Genomic DNA, 22,366 nt, shown 5'->3' with positions numbered 1-22,366 from the left:
CCAGAAAGATGAAGAACCTGCACTTGCTGTGCAGCAAACACCACAACTTAAAGACCGCTGGTAGTTGGGACGTTGCACTGCACCCCGATGGGCATGAGGTGTGGACTTCCCACGGAGACGGTCACAGCGTGATCACCGAAGCGGAAGGGCCGCTGGGACGTGAGACCTTCGCCCAACGAAGCGTTCGCAAGACCCGGGCACTTGCGGAATATCACCAAGCGATAGAGGAAAGAGGTGGCGGCCCGTCGTACTGAGGTAGGACATGAAAGATCAGTCCACCGTCCGATGTAGAATCCCCGCCTCGGGCGGAACCATGGAAACCATGATCATCGTGGAAAACCTCAGCAAGAGATACGGCAAGAAAACTGTAGTCAACGACCTTTCATTCACTGTCCCGGACGGGCAGGTGACTGGCTTCCTCGGCCCCAACGGTGCGGGCAAGTCCACCACCATGCGCTGCATGCTTGGCCTTGACAAGCCGAGCGCCGGCAAGGTGACCTTCAGCGGCAAGGGGTACGCCGGCGAGTTCGCAGGGCTTAATAACAAGTCCAGCATCGCTGGTGCCGTCCTCGACGCCGGTTGGTTCACCCCGGCCCGCAGCGGCCGCAATCACCTACGCGTCATCGCTAAGGGCGCGGGTATCCCCGACAAGCGCGTCGACGAATGCCTCGACATGGTCGGCCTCACAAGTGCCGGCAAAAAGAAGGTCAGCGGCTACTCTCTGGGCATGAAACAGCGCCTTGGCCTGGCCGCAGCCCTCCTCGGCAACCCGCAGCACTTGATCCTCGACGAGCCGGTCAATGGCCTCGACCCAGAGGGAGTGTCCTGGATGCGACGCATCATTCGCCAGCTTGCCGACGACGGACGCAGCCTGCTTGTAAGCTCCCACCTCCTCAGCGAGATGCAGCAAACCGCCGACCGCCTAGTCCTTATCGGCCAGGGCAAGCTCATCGGAGAGCAAACCTTGGACGACTTCCTCGCCGGGGGCGCCCACGTAGAGGTCGAATGCAAGGAAGCAGTTCTGCTCGCAGAAAGCCTGCGTGCCCATGGCTTCCAGGTCGATCTGGAGCGGGATCGGACGCTGCGAGTGGGCGTCAACAACATGCCCGAGCACGAGGTACGCGCGGCGATCGCAGCAACGGCGCTGAAGGAAAAATTCGCGGTAACCAAGCTCGCAACCACGGCAGAAAACCTGGAACAGCGCTTCCTCGCCGCGACGGCAGGACAGCAGGAATACCGCAGCCACTAGGCCAAACAACAGAAAGAGAACCACAATGTTTAAGGCAATTTCCTCCGAGATCACGAAGCTGCTGAGCCTCCGCAGCACCTGGATCTACGTAATCTTGTTCACAGGCTCGATCTATGGCCCGACCACGCTGTATATGCTTTTCAACGATTCTCCGCAGATTGACGCAGACTGGCCTGATCTGCTGATTGGCGGAATGATCTTCCTGATGATCGCCTGCGTATTCGGTGCCTCGACCACCGGTGGCGATATTAATAACCACATGACGGCCCACTCTTTCCTAACGCAAAAGAGCCGCAGTTCTTGGCTGCTGGCGCGTGCACTGGTGGTAGCAGCATTCACGGAGCTGAACTTCCTGCTGGGCGCAGCGCTGAGCTGGCTGGTGGCTACCGTCACTCCGGCGGGGCACTTTACTGGTGAAAACTCGCTGGTTCTCTGGGGCTATGTGGTGGCCGCCCCGGCGCTGGCTGTTATGACTGTAGGAATCGCGGCACTGCTGCGCAATCGAGTGGGTGCCATCGCGCTGCCGCTGGTGTGGATGCTGGTGGTCGAGGGGCTGCTGTACGCGGGCAGCGAGAAAATCCCCTTCCTCAAGACGCTGTACCAGCTGTCCCCGGGTAACCGCGTCCAAGACATGCAGTCGTGGGTCGTTTCGACGGACCATGCCGGAATGGCTTCTCCTACCTCCGGATTCGTTGTGCTCATCGCCTGGATGGTCGTCCTGCTGGCACTGGGTCTGTACAGCAACAAGGTGCGAGATGTGAAATAAGATTTGATAGCCTGACGGCATGATCGCAGTCAAAGAATTAACTAAAAAGTATGGGTCCACGGAGGTTCTCCATGGGCTCACTTTTTCTGTCCCAGATGGCCAGGTCACAGGCTTTCTGGGGCCGAATGGTTCCGGAAAGTCCTCAACGATGCGCTGCATTCTGGGGCTCGATACGATTGGCAGGGGAGAGGTCACTTTCGACGGCCAACCTCTGCATGCCTACCGCGCCCAGCGACCTCACATCGCTGGCGCTCTTCTCGAACCCACCTGGTACATGCCGGGCCATTCCGCCCGGACGCACATCCGCTCCATTGCTCAGGCGGCGGGGATCTCGCAGTCCCGCGCCGACGAGTGCCTGGAGCAAGTCGGCCTGACAGGGGTACAGAAGCGCAAGATCAAGAAGTTCTCCCTCGGTATGAAGCAGCGCCTCGGCCTGGCAGTGGCTCTGCTGGGTAACCCGAAGCATCTCATCCTCGACGAACCGGTCAACGGACTCGACCCCGAGGGCGTGCACTGGATGCGCGAGCTCATTCGTCGCAACGCGTCCGAGGGGCGCGCCGTGCTGGTCAGCTCCCACCTCCTGCACGAAATGGAGCTCACCGCCGACCGCTTGGTCGTCATCGGCAAGGGCTCCCTCATCGGCGAATACACAATGGACGAGTTCCTCCGTTCGGGTACCCAGCCCACCATCCGGATGCGCGTCGCCGATTCCAATGCTTTTATCGACGCCGCCTCGCGCTTGGATGGCATCAACCTCACCCAGCAGCCCGACGGCTCTCTGGAGTTCGCCTCCGAAGCTCCCGACCTGGACCGACGCCTCGGCGAACTGGCACGCGATACCGGTGCTGTGGTTCTGGAAATGGCACCCCAGCGCGCCGGTTTGGAGCAAAAGTTCCTGGACGCGACCGGGCAGGCAGTGGAGTACAAGACCCAGGGGAGGAGAAGCTAAGAATGCTAGGAGTTATCCGCAGCGAATGGACGCGCTCGCGCGCGATGTGGGGCACCTGGATCATGTTGGGCTTCGTCCTGCTGTTCTACGTGGGCGCCAACGTCTTGACCCTGAGCTACTACAGATCCGAGTACGGAGCCAACGAGCCCGAGGTGAACTTGGCGGAGCTGGGCGTGGGCCTACTACCGGCCTACCTGATGATCCTGTCGCTCTCCGCGGTGAGGGTCAGCGGCACCCGAGGGCACAATCTGCACGCGCAATCCTTCCTGGTGATCCCCGCGCGTTGGCAGCAGCTCTTTGCGCAGATGTTCGTCAATGCCGCCCTGGCGGTGGTGACCATGGTTGTGGCGGTGGGCGTATCGCTGGCGATGGCGGCCACCCTCCCGCAGAAGATGAACACCGAGCAGCTGCCTCTACTCGGGTGGACGGTTCTATTCGCCGGGCTTGTCAGTTTGATGGCATCGGCGATCGGCGTGTTGATTCCCTCCCCGGCCGGCGCGGTAGCGCTGCCGCTGGTGTGGGCCACTGCGGTGGAGCTGATCTCTCAACAGCTCAGCCAATGGATTGCCGACAACATCGCGCCATACTTGCCGTTTAACAACATTTGGATGGTGCTGGGCGGCAACGTTTCCGTAGGGGCGCACGATACCCCAGTCAGTATTGCTATCGTGGCTGCCTGGACAGTGGTTCTAGTGGCCTGGGCTTTCCTCGTCCACCAGCGCAGAGACGTTAAATAATCGCGTTCTCAGCCGCTGCGATCTCGGCTGTCGGCTCGGTGGCCATCACTACCGACCCGCCGTCTCGCAGCGGCTTTAGTGTATCCAGCATCGACTGGGTATCGGTCCATGCCGGAACTAGCACTCGTGGACCCGCCGGGGCGGGGGCGGCCACCGGGCCGGGGTAAGCATCGGGCTGCACGCGCAACTCGGGGGAGAAATCATTTACGCCGAAGGGCAATTCGCCGCCGGACTCTTCTACGCCACGGCCAAAAGGATCGTCGGAGAGCAAGAAAACCTCGCCCGAGTGGGCCTCCGCTAGGCTGAGGTCGTCGGTGAAAAGCACGTCGCAAGAGTCGGCGTCAATAATAGGAACGTCGGTTCGCCAACATCCCAGAACAACCATGAGTGGCTGCCAGCCCGGGGCGCAGGCAATACCGACGGAACTTGGGGCGAGAGAATCCAGCAGGTTGGCGGCTTTTGACTGCCAATTGTGCAGGGTCTGCGCGGATAGCTCCATGCGGCCTGAAGGGGTGTAAGTGGTCAGGCGCGGGGAGGCGGGATCCTGGGCTACGAGGGGAGCAATAATATCCATTAGTTCACGCACATCGGACCGTCGCCGCTGGCGTCGATCGGATCCTTTCGGTCGGTACCCTCGCCGGAGCCCGGGGTGCCGACGGTGGAGGATTTCTTAGCGGAGGAGCCTGTACTGTCAGTGCCGGTCGAGGACGTGCTCTCGTCATCGGGAATGCCGTCGCCATCGAGGTCCTTGATGCCTTCGGTCAAGGTGCCGACTGTGGGGTCATCCGGCTTGGTCAGAGGAGCGGATTGCTCCAGTATGCCCGGGCCGGCATAGGTGCCGGATAGGGTGACGGAGAGCTCGTGCTCATCCAGCGAGGAATCCTTCACCACATGCAGCCCACCGAGCTGCTTGGCCAGCGCGCGGGCTGCAGGATCATCGGGATTCTTGGCGTTTACCTGCGACTCGGATACGCCAGTCTCCGGGTGATTTCCCACCTTGCCGGACTTGTAGCCGTACTGCTTAGTCAGATCCGCCACGCGGCCGGCCAGTCCCGTCTGCTCGGAGGCGTTGAAAACGTTGACCTTGTAATCCTTGGCCTTGTAGTCGGTGATATCAGCTGGCTTATCGGAGGTGGTCTTGTCCTCGCCAGGCTTGTCGCCCAACAGCTCTTCAAAGAAGCCGTGAACCTGCTCGGTATCGACCGTAACGACTGATTCGCCATAGTCTCCCGTGCCGTCGATACTGGTCACGGGGATGGTTTGGAAGCTAACGTCGCCGCCAGCCATGTTTTGCATCTGGGTGGCCAGACCCATGACATCCCAGCCACTATCCAGCACGACGGAACGCTGCACCGCATCGTTGAGCTTGGACATGCTGCCCGGATCCGTCAGCGTCTTAGAGGAAAGTACCTTGCTGGCCAGGCTGGCCATATAGGCCTGCTGGCGGGTGATGCGGTCCAAGTCGCCGCGTGGCAGCTCGTGGCGTTGGCGGACAAAGCTGAGCGCATTCTGTCCGTTGAGGGTCTGGCGCCCGGCCTTGAACTTCGCGCCAGAAAGTGGCTCGTCGACCTTATTTTTAAGGCAAACATCCACCCCGCCGACTGCGTCTGTCAGGAGCACGAAGCCCAACAGGCCAACCTCGGCGTAGCGATCCACAGTAATGCCGGTGAGATCCGCAACCGAACTGATCAAAGCCTGACGTCCGGCTTCGGTTGATTTCTTCTCGATTTCGGGCTTCTTGCTATCGGCATCCTTGTCGGAGCTGTCCTTGGTGAGCTCTTGTGTCTTTTCGAACTTCGCTGTGCCGTAGACACCATTGAGTTTCATGTTGCCGTAATCGCGGGTGCTCACGTACGTATCTCGCGGCAACGAGACCGCGGTGGCTGAGGAACCGTCATTCGGGATGCGAATCAGGATCATGGTGTCGGTATTCGTGACATCTTCCTCACCCGCGCGCAGCATGTCGATCTCCTTCTGGGAGAGCGGGTTACCCTTAGCGTCCGTGCGGGAGTCCACGCCGACCAGCAAAATATCGGTCGCACCGTCCGCCTGGTTGCCGAGGTTAAGGTTATCTGCCTGAGCCAGCCCATCGTTCAGGTTGCCGACGGTCATGTAACCAATGCCCATTACGGCCAGCGCGAGCGCCGAGACCGCAGCCAGCACGCCACGGGAGATTCCGGAGCCAATCTGCTTGGCTTCCGCCTCGCCGGGAGCTGCCTGGATGCGCCGGGAGTGCCGGCTTCTCTCATGCTCTGTCATTGTTCACACTTTAGCGGCTAATTAGCCACTGGTGTAGTACTGATTTTATGAGTGTTTTGGTTTTCGGAGCTTCCGGACAAGTAGGCCGCGCCCTGCTGCGCCTCCGCCCCGACTTCGTGCCGGTCGGTCGCACACAGGCGGATCTAGCGGTGGCAGGGTCTGTGGATTCTTTCCTTTTGACGCCACCATCTCCGGTGCAAGCCATCGTCAATCTCGCTGCATTCACAGCGGTTGATGCGGCTGAAAAGCCCGAAAATGCGGAACAGGTGCGCCGAATCAATGCAGTGGCTCCGGGGCGAATCGCCTCGTGGGCGCAGGTACACGGGGTGCCGATGTGGCATGTCTCCACCGATTATGTGTTTGCGGGAGACCTTCCGATGGGCTGGGAGAATCCCGTCGATGGTCAACCCGGTCCGCTGAACGCCTATGGTCGCAGCAAATTGGAAGGGGAGCGGCGTGTGCTAAACCTTGGCGGGCATGTAGTGCGCACGGGCTGGGTGTATGACGCGCAGAGCCCAAACTTCTTCACTACGATGGTTCGCCTCGCGCGCTCCGGAGTGAATCCGTCGGTTGTTGATGATCAATATGGCAGGCCCACCCATGCCGATGTGTTAGCGGCCGAGCTCATTGCGATGGTGGAAGGGCGACAAACCCCGGCCATTAGCCATGTAACTGGCTCAGGTCCAGTGACCACCTGGTGTGGTTTCGCGCGCGAGATCTTCGCCACACTTGGCCACGACTCGCGCCGGGTCAAGGCCATTCCGAGCAGCGATTACCCGACTCCGGCCAGGCGCCCGCAGAATAGTACGCTGCAGATTCCAGCGAACGGACTGCCCGCGTGGCGGGACAGTTTGCGAGCCACCCTGGGGTAACCTCAACGGCCATGACAGAGGCACCCATCGCGATCATCACCGTGACTTATTCACCGGGGGAGTACCTGACCAAATTCCTCGATTCGGTACCAGCCAACTCTCGGGTAGTCATGGTCGACAATGGATCTACAGACGGGGCGCCCGAGGCTGCAGCGGAGGCTGGGAAAGCCGAGCTGCTCTACAGCGGCGGAAATATTGGATATGGGGCGGGTATGAATCTCGGCGCTCGACACCTCCGCGCCGCCCGCGAGGCTGGAAAGATCAACCCAGACTACCTTGTGATTTCCAACCCGGATGTGGTGTTTAGCGACGGCGCCATCGATGAGCTTTTGGAGGCGGCGCGGCGTCATCCTCGAGCAGGCTCGTTGGGGCCCCGCATTGTAGAGGCAGACGGCAGTGCCTACCCATCAGCGCGTGCGGTGCCACAACTCGGTTCCGGTATCGGCCATGCACTCCTGGGCAAGATGTGGCCGACAAACCCGTGGACGAAGCGCTACCTGGACGACGAAGACATGGAAAGTGAGAGAACCGCAGGTTGGCTGAGTGGTTCGTGCCTGCTGTTGCGTTGGGATGCATTTGAGGCGCTGGGAGGGTTCGACGAGCGCTACTTCATGTATATGGAAGACGTCGACTTGGGGGATCGACTCGGACGTGCTGGCTGGTTGAATGTCTTTGTCCCCAGCGCGGAGATTCGTCATGCCAAAGGGCACGCAGCGGGCAAGCACCCAGATGTTGTACTCAAGGCGCACCATGACAGTGCCTATCGATTTCAAGCCGACCGTCTGCCGGGGTGGCGCAATCTGCCCGTGCGGTTAGTCCTTAAAGCGGGGCTGAAAATCCGCGAGAAGATTGCAATTGCGGCGGCGCACGGCGTGGGCTGACTTGCAGAGCGCAAACAGTGACTAGTGTGTGAAAACCAGTAGCAAAAAGCAGCAAGGAATAGAAAGGCCATAGAAGTGGTAGATCTCGCAGCCACCACCGACGCAGTGATCCTGGTCGGCGGCAAGGGGACCCGACTACGCCCCCTGACTAACTCCATCCCGAAGCCGATGCTGCCGGTGGCGGGCGCGCCGTTCCTGGAGCACCTGCTGGCCCGCATCAAGGAGGCCGGTATGACTCACGTCGTGCTGGGAACCTCCTTTAAAGCCGAGGTTTTTGAGGAGCACTTCGGCGACGGAAGCCACTTGGGACTCGAGATCGAATACGTAGTGGAGGAAGAACCGCTGGGAACCGGTGGCGGCATCCGCAACGTGCTGGATCACCTGCGCTACGACCGGGCAATGGTCTTTAATGGCGACGTTCTTGGAGGAACCGACCTGCAGGCCGTTTTGAAGACCCACGTGGAGCAGGAAGCTGATGTAACTCTGCATCTGTTGCGAGTGTCTGATCCCCGAGCCTTCGGATGTGTGCCCACCGACGCTGACGGCCGTGTCAGTGCTTTCCTGGAGAAGACAGAGGATCCGCCGACGGATCAGATCAACGCTGGTAGCTACGTCTTCAACCGCTCCGTGATCGAGAAGATTCCCGCTGGCCGCCCGGTGAGTGTGGAGCGTGAAGTATTCCCGGGCCTGTTGGAAGCTGGTGCCCGCGTATTTGGTCACGTTGACCAGGCCTACTGGCGCGACATGGGTACGCCCGCCGACTTCGTGCGCGGCTCCTCTGATCTCGTGCGCGGTATTGCCCCCTCGCCGCTGCTAGATGGACGCCACGGCGAAAGTCTAGTGGACGAGTCCAGCGCCATCGCTGGTGGTGCCCTGCTGCTGGGTGGAACCGTGATTGGCCGTGGCGTCGAGGTCGGAGGCGGCGCGCGTGTGGAGGAGTCCGTGATCTTCGATGGAGTACAGATCGAAGCGGGCGCGACGGTGGAGCGTTGTGTGATCGGTGCGGGCGTGCGCATTGGTGCGCGAGCTCACCTGGTGGACTGCGTGATCGGCGAAGGAGCCGTGATCGGTGCTCGTTGTGAGCTGCGTGATGGACTGCGCGTGTGGCCGGGAGTGACCCTGCCAGATGGCGGCGTGCGCTTTAGTTCTGACATCTAAAACACGATTTACGGGCGTTTTTGCGCCCAAAGAAAAAATTTAGAGAAAATTCACTACATCTAGTGCGTCCTGAACTAAAGGTTCAAGAAAATGTACACATGTTGTGGTTTTCACTGGTTGCCCGTGCATACATTGTGGTTGCGCACGGGCACCTTTTCTTAGGGGAACGGGATTATTGGGGGTGTTGTGGCTGGTGGGGTTGGTGTGACTAGTGGGATTTCCCTAAAGCTTGACGCGATGTAATTACCAGTGTGTAATCTTCAGTAGACCGACAAAGAAGACGCCGCACTCAGGCGCACAGCAAATCCCACTAGAAGAGGAGAAACTCCGTGGACAAGTCAGTAGACATCGCCCTTCGTGGCCACTTTGCTGACGGCTCCTCGGCGGTAGAGCAGGAGGCGAACGTGGACAACGAAGCGCGCCAGAAGAACCTCTTCGATCTGACGCAGGACTTCGACCTGCTTTTCGATGCGGTGGAGCAGGACTGGCAGGAGCAGGCTCTGTGTGCCCAGACTGATCCGGAAGCTTTCTTTCCGGAAAAGGGTGGATCCACCCGCGAGGCTAAGCGTATTTGCCAGGCCTGCGGTGTGCGTGACGAATGCCTTGAATACGCTCTTGAACATGATGAGCGATTCGGTATCTGGGGTGGGCTCTCCGAGCGTGAGCGCCGTCGCTTGAAGAAGCGTATCGGCTAAGACATTACATTCGGGGATCGATCTGGTCGGGGGTTACATTGAGGTAGCACGCGACCAGGCGCACAATAATCATCCGTAGGAGATTCTGCAGGTCCTGTGCGGACGACGCCCGCGACTCCACGGGACGGCGGAATACAATGATCCGTGGACGGGTAGGAGTGCCTTTGTTATCCACTCCCGCAGCGACTAGCCGCCCCAGTGGAACCTGCCCGTCTGCGACGACATCCTCCGGCCACTGGCGGTAGCCCGTATTAAGACGCATGCGCGGTACGACATCGACGGCGATATCAAGGCTGGAAAGTTCGGCGTCGAAACGCTCAAGAATTGGCTCGAACGCATCGATGACCGCATCGTCGAAGCGCTGCGAACGGGACTTGTTGCGCGGCACCTCCGGTAGCAAGATCCCCCGAATTCCCCGTCCTCGGGGATCCTGCCTCATGCGCGCATCCTGCTTCATAGGAACACATCTTAACGACGCCACAGCGACATGCCACGAGGGCACGCTCGAAAGCAGAAGAAAAGGGGTTAGACTAATGCGCGTGACTCTTATCCGACAATGCTCTCGGCCCGGTTGCGGCAAGCCCGCCGTAGCCACGCTGGAGTTCAACTATGCAGAGCAGCGAGCCATCGTAGGGCCGCTGAGCGTTTGCGGAAACCCTCACCGGTGGGATCTGTGTGAGAATCACGCCCGCCGAACAACCGTCCCGCAGGGCTGGACGCTAGAATTTGTCGATGAAGTGGTGGAAGACACCGCAGCCGAGGCTGACGAGGAAGATCTGATGGCACTCGCTGAGGCGGTGCAACAAGCTACCGAGCGCGACAAGGAAGAGGATCTGCAGCCTGCCCCTCGGCTCTATAGGCGATCCGAGATTCCAGAATCCACGCCGCATCACCCCTCTATGAAGAACCTGCCCCGGTCTACGCCGCGCCGACACCTGCGTGCGGTTCGAGACCAGCACTAGAAAGGAAACCACTATGGCTACTCATTCCCCGAAAGACGTGGCGGCAGCTATCAAGGCCTACGATGTCCGCGGTGTGGTCGGCGAAGGAGCCGGCTTCCTGAACGAGGAATTCGTACGCGACGTAGCGGGTTCCTTCGCCCGCCTTATGCGCGAAGAAGGAGCGGAAACCATCGTTGTCGGCCACGATATGCGCGACAGCTCCCCGGCTCTAGCGGCAGCATTCGCCGAAGGTGTGAACGCGCAGGGGCTGAACACTATCTCCCTTGGGCTTACCAGCACCGACGAGCTCTACTACGCCAGTGGTGTGAAGCAGTGTCCGGGAGCCATGTTCACCGCCTCCCACAACCCCGCTAAGTACAACGGCATCAAACTCTGCCGCGCTGGGGCTCGGCCGGTGGGACAGGATTCCGGCCTGGATCGCATCTCCGCAGAACTGGTCGACGGCGTGCCCACGTTTGACGGCGCGCCTGGTACTAACTCCACCGAAGACGTTCTGGCAGGATACGCCGAGTATCTCAACAAACTGGTGCCGCTGAACATCCGACCGCTGAAGGTCGCGGTGGACGCCGGCAACGGCATGGGCGGATTGACCGTCCCCGCTGTACTGCAGCAGAGCTCGCTGGAAGTCTTTGACCTGTACTTCGAACTCGACGGTAACTTCCCGAACCACGAGGCCAACCCGTTGGATCCGAAGAACCTGGTGGATCTGCAGAAGTTCACCGTGGACAAGGGTGCGGATCTGGGAATCGCCTTCGACGGGGACGCGGATCGTTGCTTCATCGTGGACGAGAAGGGCGAGGCCGTTTCCCCCTCCACGATCTGCGCCATGATTGCCGAGCGCTACCTGGATGAGCAGCCGGGCGCCACAATCATCCATAACCTCATTACTTCCAAGTCCGTCCGCGAACTGGTGGAAGCCAAGGGAGGAAAGCCAGTGCGGACCCGCGTTGGCCACTCCTTCATTAAGGCGCAGATGGCAAAGGAAGGTGCCGTCTTCGGTGGTGAGCACTCCGCGCACTACTACTTCAGCGACTTCTTCAACGCCGATTCCGGCATGCTTGCTGCGCTCCACGTGCTGGCTACCTTGGGCGAGCAGGACAAGCCCCTGTCCGAGCTAAAGCGCGCCTATGAGACCTACCGCGCCTCTGGCGAGATCAACTCCGAGGTGGCCGACCAGGCGGGACGCACCGAGGCTGTAGTGGAAGCGTTTGCCGACCGCACTGCATCCGTCGACCGCCTGGATGGCGTGACTATCGAATTGCAGGACGGTTCCTGGCTGAACGTGAGGGCGTCGAACACCGAACCGCTGCTGCGCCTCAACGTCGAGGCACGTGACGACGAGGGAGTAAAAGCCATCGTCGACGAAGCGTTGTCCGTCATCCGGGCTTAGGAGGAAAGCTGATGCAGCGTATCGAAGGTGCTGTTCAGAACTATGCCTGGGGGTCACATGAATCCCTCGCCAAGCTGCAGGGGCGTGCTACACCGACCTCAGAGCCGGAGGCCGAGCTGTGGTTCGGAGCTCACCCGGGAGCACCGGGCCCACTCTTGGACCTCATTGAGGCCGATCCGGAAGGCCAGTTGGGCGCCGGGCATAAGCACCTGCCCTTTTTGCTCAAACTTCTGGCTGCAGAGCGTGCACTGAGCATCCAGGTGCACCCCACGAAAGCTCAAGCCGAAGCCGGTTTTGCGGCGGAGGACGCCGCCGGGATTCCCCGTGATGCCTTCGAACGCAACTACAAGGATGACAATCACAAGCCTGAGCTTCTGGTAGCGCTGGGCGAGTTTGAGGCTATGGCGGGCTTCCGGCCAGTTGCACGCACCCGTGAACTGCTGGACTGGCTGGCATTGCCGGAGCTTGATTTCCTGCGTGACGACCTGCACGCTGCGGTTGAGCGCGCACTGCACCTTCCGGACGAGGAAGTATCTGCGGTTCTTGACGCCCTCACGCGGCGCTGCCGAGAGCTGGTAACTACCGCTGACGGCTGGATGGGTGACGTGGCGGATCTGGTTCTGCGATTGGAGGAGCAGTACCCCGCGGATCGTGGTGTGCTGTTCGCGCTGCTGCTGAACCGAGTGGAGTTACAGGCGGGGGAGGCCTTGTACCTCGATGCCGGACAGCTGCATGCCTATGTGTGCGGAACAGGGGTGGAGATCATGGCAAACTCCGACAACGTGCTGCGCTGCGGGCTCACGCCAAAGCATATCGATATCAATGAGTTGATGAAGGTGGTGCGCTGGGAGGAACTCTCCGACCCGCGACTGCGTGCCGACGAAACCGGCGTGTACCACACCCCGGCTAAGGAGTTTAGCTTGCGCCGGTTGGCGGGCGAGGGGGCTGTTGAAGGCCCGGCGATCGTGCTGGCGGTCGGTGGAGACGTGGACTGCGAAGGAGCACATGTCGACAGTGGCTCCGCCGTCTGGGTGCCTTTCGGCGAGTCGGCCAGCGTACGCGGCCAGGCTTTTATCGCTCGTCCTGGGGTGTAGTTGCCGGCCCCAGCGTGGTATCGGTGGGCCTGTCAGACTCACCGTTGGGCTTGGGGGCAGGAGCAGTCTGGGGTTTGTCGTCCCCGGCGGCTTCGGTGGGCTCGGTAGCCTTGGACGGAGACGGGGTGAAGTCCGGCGGCACGGTGGCGTTTGCGTCGGTACCCTTTTCCGTTTCGGCAGGCTTACTCGGCCCGTCGGAACCGCCAGGTAGCGCAGGTTTAGTCGGTAGCGTCGGGATCGTCGGAAGGACAGGGCCAGCATTCTGCTCTGGCTTGGGAGCCTGAGTCTGCGGCTGTGCCTGAGTCTGCGGCTGTGCCGGGAGCTGAGACTGTGCCGGCTGCTGACTCGGTTGCGCTTGTTGCTGGGGCTGGACAGCATCGCGTGAGTTCAGGCCTTCCGCGATGATCGTCTTTGAAGGCTGGGAGTTATACGAACGGTAGCCATCCCAGGAGTTGGGGGGCAAGTAGGGATCTTGCCCTAATGGCGCCACGTTGTTGAACTCTCCCATTTCGCTACCATTCGGGCTATTGGTGGAGTAGGCCGGGGGCGCCTGCTGCTCGGGTTCGTCGGTACCACCATTGCCAGGGACAACGTCATGCTTTTGCGAAGCCGCGCCGGTGCTGATGGCGATCGTAGATTCGTCCGCATTGTTTCGCTTCGGAGCCGTCGCTTCGGAGCCTGCTTGCCACGTCCAAACCCCGATGACACCTGCGAGTACCAAACCGATAATCGCGATCCCGCTAATTACCCGAGGCACGGAGGACTGCTCTTCGGTGGAGTGCTGTTCGGTTTCTTCTGCTGCCACCTGGCTCACCTCCCTGTTTTGATCTGTGCCCCTCGAAGGTCACAATTTGATTAAGCTCAAAACGAGCCTATCAGGAATCACGATCCTTGACCATAGTTGTCGCCCGTGTAAACACGCTACAGTCGGTAATTGAGCGATAGAAAGGCCGGCACGATGAGCAACTGGGACGAATTCATTTTCTCGCAGGAAGACAATGTGGACTTCCTGGACGAACTGGCAGAGCTGGAGGACCCCGAGGTAGTTGGAGCCCTGGTGGACGCCGTAAATTTGGCGCTGCGGGATGGACAGCCGGACTCCGTGGACTATTCCATCGGGCTGTGCGCCGCCACTGTGGCCGCCATTTGGGGCGGTGCTCCCTTCAGTACAGCCAGCGTGGCAGACGAACACCCTTATATTCGTGCCCATATCGGCGAGTGCCCGGAGAACTTGCAGGAAGTGTCCCTGCAACTGCTCGATGGGGAGATGGAGTGGCGCGCGGCCAGTGCCAACGACGGTGATGACACCGAAGATGGCGACGAAGCCGACGGCCTGGAGACCTTCGTCGAGGCACTCAGTTAGACATTTCGAGGCATCTCAAACGCCGTTCAATGCCCGTCTAATACACTGTCCATAGAAAATAGACCTGTCATCATTTGAGGAGTCACCCCACCCATGGAGTTTAAAGTCAAGGATCTCTCGCTGGCAGAGGCCGGCCGCCACCAGATTCGCCTGGCGGAATACGAGATGCCCGGGCTCATGCAGCTGCGTCGCGACTACGCCGACGAACAGCCCCTGAAGGGCGCCCGTATCGCTGGCTCCATTCACATGACCGTGCAGACAGCTGTGCTGATCGAAACTCTGGTGGCCCTCGGCGCTGAGGTTCGTTGGGCCTCCTGCAATATCTTTTCCACCCAGGACGAAGCCGCGGCCGCCATTGTCGTTGGTGAGGGAACCCCGGACGCACCCGCCGGCGTGCCGGTGTTCGCTTGGAAGGGCGAGACCCTGGACGAGTACTGGTGGTGCCTGAAGCAGATCTTCACCTGGGGAGAAGGCGTAGAAGCCAACATGATCCTGGACGACGGTGGCGATGCGACCATGGCTGTCATCAAGGGCATGGAATTTGAAAACGCAGGCCTCGTTCCGGATGCCGAGGATCATGACTCCGATGAGTACAAGGCCTTCCTCGGGATGCTGCGTGAAGCCTTGGCGGAGGACGATAAGTTCTGGAACCGGGCGTCACAAAGCATCAAGGGTGTCACCGAAGAAACAACGACGGGCGTGCACCGCCTTTACCACTTTGCCGAGCAAGGCGTGCTGCCATTCCCGGCGATGAACGTCAACGATGCCGTGACGAAGTCCAAGTTCGACAACCGCTACGGCACCCGCCACTCGCTGATCGATGGCATCAACCGCGCTACCGACATGCTGATCGGCGGCAAGTCCGTCCTGCTGTGCGGCTACGGTGACGTAGGTAAGGGCTGTGCCGAAGCGCTGGCGGGCCAGGGTGCGATCGTTAAGGTCACCGAGGTCGATCCGATCAACGCCCTGCAAGCGCTCATGGACGGCTTCGAGGTAGTGCAGGTAGAGGACTTTATTGGTGACGCCGACATTGTCATCACCGCGACGGGGAACCTCGGGATTATCACGTTTGAGCACATGCAGATGATGAAGAACCACGCGGTGCTGGGCAACATCGGCCACTTCGATAACGAGATCGACATGGCCAGCCTGCTGCACCGCGAGGACGTTAGCCGCGTGAACATTAAGCCGCAGGTTGACGAGTTCACCTTCCCCGGCGCCGACGGCGAGCCGGTATCCATCGTGGTGTTGAGTGAAGGTCGCCTGCTGAACCTGGGTAATGCTACCGGCCACCCATCGTTCGTGATGTCCAACTCCTTTGCCGATCAGACGATTGCACAGATCGAATTGTTTACGAAGTCGGATCAGTATGGCAACGACGTTTATCGCCTGCCGAAGATCTTGGACGAGATGGTCGCCCGCATTCACGTTGAGGCGCTCGGCGGTAAGCTGACGACGTTGACCAAGGAGCAGGCGGAGTACATCGGCGTGGATGTCGCCGGGCCGTTCAAGCCAGAGCACTACCGATACTAAAAATGATCGTTAGCTTTGAAGGAGTCGACGGCGCGGGGAAAAATACCCTGGTTACTGCCGTTGAAAAAGAGTTGGTAGCGCGCGAGGTGCCAGTGGCACGCATCGCATTTCCGCGCTATGAGGAATCGAATCCGGCGATGCTGGCGCGCGAGGCGCTGCATGAGAAGCTGGGCGATCTGATTGACTCGGTGCATGGCATGGCCACGCTTTTCGCACTAGATCGCAGCGAGATCGCGGCGGACCTAGCGGACTTCGATGAGGATGGTTACGTCATTCTGATCGACCGCTACACCGCGTCGAACGTGGCCTATTCAACCGCCCGGTTGGGCAGCAATGTGGCTGAGGTTGGCGACTGGGTGACGCAGCTAGAACAGGAGACCCTGGGGATTCCGGCACCGCATTTGCAGATCCTTGTTGACGTGGAGGCTGAGGTTGCCGGGCAGCGCGCCGAAGCGCGGGAAGCTGTGGACGAGACTCGGGCGCGCGATGCCTATGAGCGCGATAGCAGTTTGCAGGAGCGAACCGTCCAGGCTTATCGAGCGTTGGCGGAGCAGCAGTGGCTGAGCCCATGGGTGACGGTCGATAGCACCGGGGATGACTACGAAGGTCGCGCGGTGAAGGTCGCGGATCTATTGGAAGAAATGAGAGGATGACAACCGTGGACACGAAAATTCTGGTGGTTGATGACGACCCGGCTATTGCTGAAATGCTCACCATCGTCCTGCAGGGCGAGGGGTTCCGCACCATCGTCGTGGGTGACGGCGTGGAGGCCGTAAAGGCCGCCGAGGAGCACAACCCGGATCTCATTCTGCTCGACGTGATGCTGCCTGGCATGAATGGCATCGACGTGTGCAAGGCCATTCGAGAGAGTTCCACGGTACCGATCGTGATGCTGACCGCACGTACCGACACCGTGGACGTGGTCTTGGGGCTGGAATCCGGTGCCGACGACTACGTGCACAAGCCCTTCAAACCGAAGGAACTGGTCGCACGTGTGAGGGCTCGCCTGCGCCGCACCCCGGAAGAAACACAGGTCGATTCCATCGAAGTTGCCGACCTGACGATCGACGTGCCCGGTCACCAGGTCATCCGGGACGGCCAGGAGATCGCACTGACCCCCATTGAGTTTGATCTGCTCGTGACGCTTGCTTCCCGTCCGCGCCAGGTGTTCTCCCGCGAGGAGCTTCTGGAGCAGGTGTGGGGCTACCGCAAATCCAGCGATACCCGCCTGGTAAATGTGCATGTCCAGCGCTTGCGAGCAAAGGTGGAGAAGGATCCGGATGATCCGAAGATCATCCAGACCGTTCGCGGAATCGGATACAAGACGGGCGAATAAGTTTTCCACGTGGATCAGGAGCATCAAGAAAACGCCCCCGTCCGGCGGGGCAAAAAGCAGCAGGAAGCCACACAGGCTAACCCCCGCCCGTCGCGCTGGCGATCCCCAAATGGCAAGAAATTCCCTTTAAGGAAACGGGAAAAGACCCTTGCCGCGGGTTCGACGTTTTGGTCTGTGCTGCGGGATTTCTTCCGACGGCCGAAGGATACCTGGGTGCGGGCGATCAATTCGCTGAGTCTGCGATGGCGCCAGTCCATTCAGCTGCGCGTTATCGGCAGCGTGCTGGCCTCCAGCACCTTTGCATTCCTGCTAATGGGATTTCTGCTGACGGGTTTCCTTAGCCAGCAACTGCTGGCTACCAGATTCTCCGAAGGCGTCGACAGCATGGATCGAGCGCGTGCTGCAGTGGAGGAGCAGATAGCCTCCACGGACTCCTCTAATCCCGTCTCAGTGAGGCTGACATCTGCCAGAGCCGTGCTCTCGAATCGCTCAACGGGAATGGATCAATCGAGCGCTCCGGTCTATGACTCGGTGCTTATTGCTTCTGACGCCAGCGATTCCGAAACCCGTATTCCCGCGAACATTGACATTCCCGAGAATCTACGCGAGTTTGTGCGTCAGGGGCAGGTCTCGTACCAATACGCCCGCGTCAACGGAGAAAACGGTAGTTACAAAGCACTCATCATCGGCAGTCCCGTCTACTCCGACATTCCCGGGTTAGAGCTCTACTTGCTGGTGCCTTTGACTTCGGAGGAAGTCACGCTGAACCTGATGCGTGGCCTTTTGATGGCCGGTGGAATCGTCCTCATTATCTTGCTTATGGTGATCAGCTGGGTGTTCTCACAACAGATCATTGGGCCAGTGCGTGCCGCGTCCAAAATCGCTGAGAAGCTGGCTGCTGGGCACCTCCACGAGCGTATGGTCGTCAATGGTCAGGATGAGGTGGCCAAGCTTGCATATAGCTTTAATGACATGGCAGAGAAGCTGTCCACCCAGATTCGCAATCTGGAGGAGTTCGGTTCCCTGCAGCGCCAGTTCACCTCAGACGTCTCCCACGAACTACGTACTCCTCTGACGACGGTTCGCATGGCCGCGGACATGATCGAGGACAATGCGGATGAACTTGACCCCCTGACCGCTCGCGCAGCGCACTTGATGACCAAGGAGCTAGATCGCTTCGAGACTCTGCTAGGTGACCTGCTGGAGATCTCTCGTCACGACGCGGGCGTGGCGAACCTATCGGCTGAAAAAGTCGACGTGCGCGGTGTCGTGCGCTCCGCTTTGCAGCAGGTGCGCGCCATTGCCGAGGACATCGGCACGGAGTTTATCGTGGATCTTCCGGAGGAACCGGTGATTGTTGCCGTCGATTCGCGACGGGTGGAGAGGATCCTTCGCAACCTGCTTGCCAATGCTGTCGATCACTCCGAAGGCAATCCAGTTGAGGTGAAGATGGCGGTAGGTGCGGATGCTTTGGCTGTCACTGTCACCGACCACGGTGTGGGACTTAAGCCCGGCGAAGAAGAGATGGTGTTCAACCGTTTTTGGCGTTCCGATCCCTCCCGAGAGCGCCGTACCGGCGGCACTGGGCTGGGACTCGCCATTGCTAAGGAGGACGCAAACCTCCACGGTGGTCGCCTCGAAGCAGCCGGTGAACCTGGCGTGGGAGCCTGCTTCCGGTTGACCCTCCCGCTACAACAAGGGCGCACCGTGCACTCCTCGCCATTACCGATGGCGGTGGAGGATAAGGGCGTCACTACCGAGGAACAGGAAGGTAGCCACGATGAGTAACAAGAGCACAAAGGTACTGGCCGCAGTGGCTGGGCTGGGTCTGCTGGCCGCGTGCTCTACGCTTCCGGACAGCACCAAACCCGAAGCGATCTCTAGCTATGCGCCGGCTCCTAGTGGACAGGAGGCTCCGACGCCTTCTGATGGGCAGCCGTCTGATCTACTTCTGCGTGATTTCTTTACCGCCAGTGCCCACCCGCTGCGGGAGCATCAAGCGGCGAAGAAGTTCCTTACCAGTGGTATGCAGGGACGATGGCAATCCGATGCGCCAACGATGGTGCTCGACCGCATCGATATTGCCTCTGAGGGGCAGGGAAGTGACACGAAGATCACCTATCGTGTGCGCGGCAACGTCGTCGGAACCCTTGGCGTGGGTGGTGTGTTCGATCCGCAGTTCACGGCTTTTGAAACCACCTATGAAATGCAGAACATCGATGGGCAATGGCGTATCAGTAATCTGCCGAACGTGGTGGTGCTAGATCGCCAAGATTTTGTGAGCACCTACCGTGCGCGCAATATCTACTTCCCGGATCGCAATGGCAGGGCACTAGTGCCGGATCGCCGTTGGATCTACACCGGTCAGCAGTCCACCGCAGCCTCTCTGGTGTCTTTGCTGGTCGCAGGGCCCCAGGAACGATTAAAAAAGGCCGTGAGGAATCTTCTTCCCGATGGCGCCACCGCCCAGGTGTCTAACGACCAGGAGGGCGACCCTTCCGTTAGCTTTACCGGTCTGCAAGGTCTGTCCGCCGATGGACGACGATTGCTTGCTGCGCAGGTTGTATGGACTTTAGCGGGCTCGGAAGTGCGTGGGCCTTATGAGCTCACTGCCGATGGCACCCCAATGAGCGATGACATGCAGGGGAAATGGTTGGTTCAGGACCTGTCGCAGTACGACCCGAATGTGCGAGTTCAAGTGCCATTGCGGGCAGTTTCTGGCGGAGATATTTATCAACCGGATGGCACGCGGGCGAAGAAGCTCGATGGGTGGCTAACCCAGCGCTATATCGAATCAGCATCGCTGAGTTCCCGCGATGAGGTCTATGCCGCAGTGACCGGGCGGGGCGATGAGCCACGTCAGCTGATGATTGGAGCCAAGGAGGACCAGCCGGTGAGCTCCGTGAAAGCGGATTCTCTGACCAGGCCAAGCTGGGGACTCGATGCGACCTCGGTATACGTCGTCGCCAACGGTGAGAAGATCATTGAGGTTACACGCAATCCCGAGACCGGAAACGTGGGAGAGCAGAAGGTCGATGGATCCACGCTGAGGATGATCCACGGCGACAAAAAGCGCATTAGCGTATTCCGTGTTTCTCATGACGGCACGCGAGCTGTGATGGTGGTCAATGGGCGCGTGTATGTTGCGGTGCTGGAGACGACAGACGAGGGCACGAAGCGACTCGGAGCCCCAGTGGAGATCGGTAACGCAGTAGGCGATACGGCGGTAAGCGCCGAGTGGGCGGAAGATGGATCCGTGCTGGTCGGCACACGTGCTAACGACGCCCCAGTGTGGGATATCGAGGTGGACGGATCCTATTCGCAGCAAATTACGGGTCGGAACCTATCCGCACCGGTGGTGTCGGTGGCAACGGATGGCAACAAGATCTACGTCACCGATGCCAATGCGTTGATGCAGTTCGACGTGACTTCAGAGAAGTCGCGGTTCTGGCGTGAAGTTCCCACGATGCAGGGAAAGCGGGCAACACCTTTGTTGGCCGACTAGGCTTTTGCCTGTGGGGATATTGGGGGATTTAAACGCGCTTGCCGGATTGGTGTGGCGCGCGGATTGTGTGTGCTGTGGTCGGATGCAGGCGCACCCGGCCGGCGTGGCCGTGGGAGAACAGCTGTGCGAGGAGTGCGGGTTACAGCTGATGCACCCGTGGCAGCGCTGGCAGCCACGGGTAGCTGCCGTACCGGTTTTTGTTTCTGGCACGTATGGCGGTGCGCGACGCATGCTGATCCTGAGCGCAAAGGAACGACTGCGCCCGGCGGCGATTGGTGTAGCTGGTCGTCTGTTGGCCGCCGGGATTTTGCACGTCAGCGGCTTAGGTTTGGTGCCGGACCCGAGGTGGGGGCGGGTCAGGCTGGTGCCCGCTCCAACTCGCAGGTCGGCAGCGCGACACCGCGGAGGGGACATTGTCACGAGGTTCTGCCAAGCAGCCGCTGAACTATATCCCAGGGTGGAGGTTTGTCCGGTGGCATGGCTCGATGAATCGAGCGTGGACTCAGTGGGGTTGGACCGTCACCAGCGGCGAGAAAATGTTGCAAGGAACATTCTCTTCGATCCCGTAGCGGTGGGGAGGCTACGCGGGGCAGACGAGGTAGTGATTGTGGATGATGTGTGCACCACCGGTGCTACAACTGCCCAATTCGCATTTGCGCTGTCGGCGCACGGGGTCCGTCCCCGGTTGGCTTTGGTGCTGGCGGGTGCCTAAACACATTGGTAACGGAAACAAGTAGCAGAACTAGTATCAATCAGGGGGTTATGTGCAAATGTCGTCTTGTCGATCGGTAGAATAATAGGTGGAACGATCACCGTTGGAAGGTGGGTAATCCGGCCTGATTCTGGCGGTGAATGACCTTGGAGGTTGAGCAATGTCGACCGGCAAAAACTCGTCCAACTTTGGCAACGAGGAACTGTCTGCACCAGAGGCAGGCGTGGAAATCACCGGCCGCAATGTCGAGGTGCCAGAGCACTTCGCAGAGCGAGTCAAGGGCAAGCTGGCAAAGATTGAACGCCTGGATCCTACCCTCACCTTTTTCCACGTAGAGCTGCAGCACGAGCCTAACCCGCGCCGTGGTGACCAGCAGGATCGTCTGCAAATCACCGCAACCGGCAAGGGGCACATCGCTCGCGCGGAGGCCAAGGAAGATTCCTTCTACGCTGCTCTCGAGGTCGCAATCGGACGCATGGAACGCTCCTTGCGCAAGGTGAAGGCTCGCCGCAAGATCGCCCGCTCCGGACACCGCACCCCTATGTCTGTGGGCGAAGCTACTGCCAACCTGGTTGAGGAAGCCCAGCCGAAGGCTGAGACGAAGCCGGAAGAGGTTGGACCTTACGACGTTGATCCTTACGAGGACCAGTTCAAGCCCGGTCAGGTTGTGCGCAAGAAGGTTCACAAGGCCGCCCCGATCAGCGTTGACCAGGCGCTAAGCGAGATGGAACTCGTTGGCCACGACTTCTTCCTATTCATCAACGAAGAGAACGGCCAGCCGTCCGTGGTTTACCGTCGCCACGCTTTCGATTACGGCCTGATCACTCTGGAAGAGAAAGAAGCCTAAGTAGCTTAAAAAGCTTTCCAACTTCCTCCCCACCGACCTTCCGCCCTTAAACCGCGGA

General features: G+C 59.9%; 24 protein-coding genes. 20 read left to right on the top strand and 4 right to left on the bottom strand.

The window, feature by feature from the left end; translation table 11 throughout:
- Positions 1-8: 8 nt before the first annotated feature.
- Genes AC06DS_RS00905 through AC06DS_RS00885 form a run of 5 tightly spaced genes read left to right on the top strand, consistent with a single transcriptional unit; the run spans position 9 to position 3,701 of the window.
- A complete protein-coding gene (locus AC06DS_RS00905; protein WP_476727917.1) occupies positions 9-254 on the top strand; it encodes a hypothetical protein in 246 nt (81 codons plus the stop codon).
- A gap of 59 nt (positions 255-313) precedes the next feature.
- The gene (locus tag AC06DS_RS00900) at positions 314-1,249 is read left to right on the top strand and encodes an ABC transporter ATP-binding protein (RefSeq protein ID WP_296213163.1); all 936 of its coding nucleotides are present in this window, start codon (positions 314-316) and stop codon (positions 1,247-1,249) included.
- Positions 1,250-1,274: 25 nt separating this feature from the next.
- On the top strand, positions 1,275-2,015 hold the full coding sequence (locus tag AC06DS_RS00895) for an ABC transporter permease (RefSeq protein WP_296213009.1): 741 nt from the start codon (positions 1,275-1,277) through the stop codon (positions 2,013-2,015).
- Between the two features lie 19 nt (positions 2,016-2,034).
- Positions 2,035-2,964 carry an ATP-binding cassette domain-containing protein gene (locus tag AC06DS_RS00890; RefSeq protein ID WP_293790773.1) on the top strand — a complete coding sequence of 310 codons (930 nt, stop codon included), beginning with the start codon at positions 2,035-2,037 and terminating at the stop codon, positions 2,962-2,964.
- Positions 2,965-2,966: 2 nt separating this feature from the next.
- The gene (locus tag AC06DS_RS00885; RefSeq protein WP_477100746.1) at positions 2,967-3,701 is read left to right on the top strand and encodes an ABC transporter permease; all 735 of its coding nucleotides are present in this window, start codon (positions 2,967-2,969) and stop codon (positions 3,699-3,701) included.
- Here AC06DS_RS00885 and AC06DS_RS00880 read toward each other — a convergent pair.
- Complete coding sequence (locus AC06DS_RS00880) at positions 3,694-4,275, bottom strand: TIGR03089 family protein (RefSeq protein ID WP_448308297.1); 582 nt, start codon at positions 4,273-4,275, stop codon at positions 3,694-3,696. The two genes, AC06DS_RS00885 and AC06DS_RS00880, sit on opposite strands and share 8 nt — an antisense overlap.
- The gene (locus tag AC06DS_RS00875) at positions 4,275-5,960 is read right to left on the bottom strand and encodes an LCP family protein (protein ID WP_448308298.1); all 1,686 of its coding nucleotides are present in this window, start codon (positions 5,958-5,960) and stop codon (positions 4,275-4,277) included. The genes AC06DS_RS00880 and AC06DS_RS00875 overlap by 1 nt, the downstream gene beginning before the upstream one ends.
- Before the next feature lie 47 nt (positions 5,961-6,007).
- Here AC06DS_RS00875 and AC06DS_RS00870 point away from each other — a divergent pair, with 47 nt between their 5' ends.
- The 4 genes from AC06DS_RS00870 to AC06DS_RS00855 all read left to right on the top strand — a co-directional run bounded on the left by AC06DS_RS00870 (position 6,008) and on the right by AC06DS_RS00855 (position 9,566).
- A complete protein-coding gene (locus AC06DS_RS00870; protein WP_477100745.1) occupies positions 6,008-6,832 on the top strand; it encodes an SDR family oxidoreductase in 825 nt (274 codons plus the stop codon).
- Positions 6,833-6,843: 11 nt separating this feature from the next.
- A complete protein-coding gene (locus AC06DS_RS00865) occupies positions 6,844-7,713 on the top strand; it encodes a glycosyltransferase family 2 protein (RefSeq protein WP_477100744.1) in 870 nt (289 codons plus the stop codon).
- Positions 7,714-7,788: 75 nt separating this feature from the next.
- Positions 7,789-8,871 carry a mannose-1-phosphate guanylyltransferase gene (gene manB, locus AC06DS_RS00860; RefSeq protein ID WP_293790779.1) on the top strand — a complete coding sequence of 361 codons (1,083 nt, stop codon included), beginning with the start codon at positions 7,789-7,791 and terminating at the stop codon, positions 8,869-8,871.
- Positions 8,872-9,200: 329 nt separating this feature from the next.
- On the top strand, positions 9,201-9,566 hold the full coding sequence (locus AC06DS_RS00855; RefSeq protein ID WP_293790780.1) for a WhiB family transcriptional regulator: 366 nt from the start codon (positions 9,201-9,203) through the stop codon (positions 9,564-9,566).
- Between the two features lie 4 nt (positions 9,567-9,570).
- Here the strand turns inward: AC06DS_RS00855 and AC06DS_RS00850 are convergent, their stop codons facing one another.
- On the bottom strand, positions 9,571-10,023 hold the full coding sequence (locus AC06DS_RS00850) for a metallopeptidase family protein (protein WP_477100743.1): 453 nt from the start codon (positions 10,021-10,023) through the stop codon (positions 9,571-9,573).
- A gap of 76 nt (positions 10,024-10,099) precedes the next feature.
- Here AC06DS_RS00850 and AC06DS_RS00845 point away from each other — a divergent pair, with 76 nt between their 5' ends.
- Genes AC06DS_RS00845 through manA form a run of 3 tightly spaced genes read left to right on the top strand, consistent with a single transcriptional unit; the run spans position 10,100 to position 13,012 of the window.
- Positions 10,100-10,528 (top strand): DUF3499 domain-containing protein, encoded by a 429-nt coding sequence (locus AC06DS_RS00845; RefSeq protein WP_477100742.1) that lies wholly within the window; start codon positions 10,100-10,102, stop codon positions 10,526-10,528.
- A 13-nt stretch (positions 10,529-10,541) separates the two neighbouring features.
- On the top strand, positions 10,542-11,918 hold the full coding sequence (locus AC06DS_RS00840; protein ID WP_473963580.1) for a phosphomannomutase/phosphoglucomutase: 1,377 nt from the start codon (positions 10,542-10,544) through the stop codon (positions 11,916-11,918).
- Between the two features lie 11 nt (positions 11,919-11,929).
- Positions 11,930-13,012 carry a mannose-6-phosphate isomerase, class I gene (gene manA, locus AC06DS_RS00835; RefSeq protein ID WP_477100741.1) on the top strand — a complete coding sequence of 361 codons (1,083 nt, stop codon included), beginning with the start codon at positions 11,930-11,932 and terminating at the stop codon, positions 13,010-13,012.
- Here manA and AC06DS_RS00830 read toward each other — a convergent pair.
- Positions 12,990-13,817, bottom strand: coding sequence for a hypothetical protein (locus AC06DS_RS00830; RefSeq protein WP_477100740.1), 828 nt, complete (start codon positions 13,815-13,817; stop codon positions 12,990-12,992). The two genes, manA and AC06DS_RS00830, sit on opposite strands and share 23 nt — an antisense overlap.
- Before the next feature lie 153 nt (positions 13,818-13,970).
- Here AC06DS_RS00830 and AC06DS_RS00825 point away from each other — a divergent pair, with 153 nt between their 5' ends.
- The 8 genes from AC06DS_RS00825 (at position 13,971) to hpf (ending at position 22,308) form a co-directional block, all read left to right on the top strand.
- Complete coding sequence (locus AC06DS_RS00825; RefSeq protein ID WP_477101211.1) at positions 13,971-14,375, top strand: DUF4259 domain-containing protein; 405 nt, start codon at positions 13,971-13,973, stop codon at positions 14,373-14,375.
- Positions 14,376-14,468: 93 nt separating this feature from the next.
- Positions 14,469-15,908: an adenosylhomocysteinase gene (ahcY, locus tag AC06DS_RS00820; protein WP_293790786.1), complete on the top strand. Its 1,440-nt coding sequence runs from the start codon at positions 14,469-14,471 to the stop codon at positions 15,906-15,908.
- A 2-nt stretch (positions 15,909-15,910) separates the two neighbouring features.
- Complete coding sequence (locus tag AC06DS_RS00815) at positions 15,911-16,561, top strand: dTMP kinase (RefSeq protein WP_293790787.1); 651 nt, start codon at positions 15,911-15,913, stop codon at positions 16,559-16,561.
- A gap of 5 nt (positions 16,562-16,566) precedes the next feature.
- Entirely contained in the window at positions 16,567-17,244 is a 678-nt protein-coding gene (gene mtrA / locus AC06DS_RS00810) for an MtrAB system response regulator MtrA (RefSeq protein ID WP_293790788.1), read from the top strand.
- Positions 17,245-17,418: 174 nt separating this feature from the next.
- Positions 17,419-19,032 (top strand): MtrAB system histidine kinase MtrB, encoded by a 1,614-nt coding sequence (gene mtrB, locus AC06DS_RS00805; RefSeq protein WP_477101210.1) that lies wholly within the window; start codon positions 17,419-17,421, stop codon positions 19,030-19,032.
- Positions 19,025-20,749: an MtrAB system accessory lipoprotein LpqB gene (gene lpqB, locus AC06DS_RS00800; RefSeq protein WP_477100739.1), complete on the top strand. Its 1,725-nt coding sequence runs from the start codon at positions 19,025-19,027 to the stop codon at positions 20,747-20,749. Before mtrB ends, lpqB begins: the two co-directional genes overlap by 8 nt.
- 103 nt (positions 20,750-20,852) lie before the next feature.
- Positions 20,853-21,461 carry a ComF family protein gene (locus tag AC06DS_RS00795; RefSeq protein ID WP_477100738.1) on the top strand — a complete coding sequence of 203 codons (609 nt, stop codon included), beginning with the start codon at positions 20,853-20,855 and terminating at the stop codon, positions 21,459-21,461.
- Between the two features lie 160 nt (positions 21,462-21,621).
- Positions 21,622-22,308 carry a ribosome hibernation-promoting factor, HPF/YfiA family gene (gene hpf / locus AC06DS_RS00790; protein ID WP_293790791.1) on the top strand — a complete coding sequence of 229 codons (687 nt, stop codon included), beginning with the start codon at positions 21,622-21,624 and terminating at the stop codon, positions 22,306-22,308.
- Positions 22,309-22,366: the final 58 nt, after the last annotated feature.

It is taken from the genome of Corynebacterium sp. TUM25015, assembly GCF_056393505.1.
This window is presented reverse-complemented; position numbering and strand designations above follow the sequence as displayed.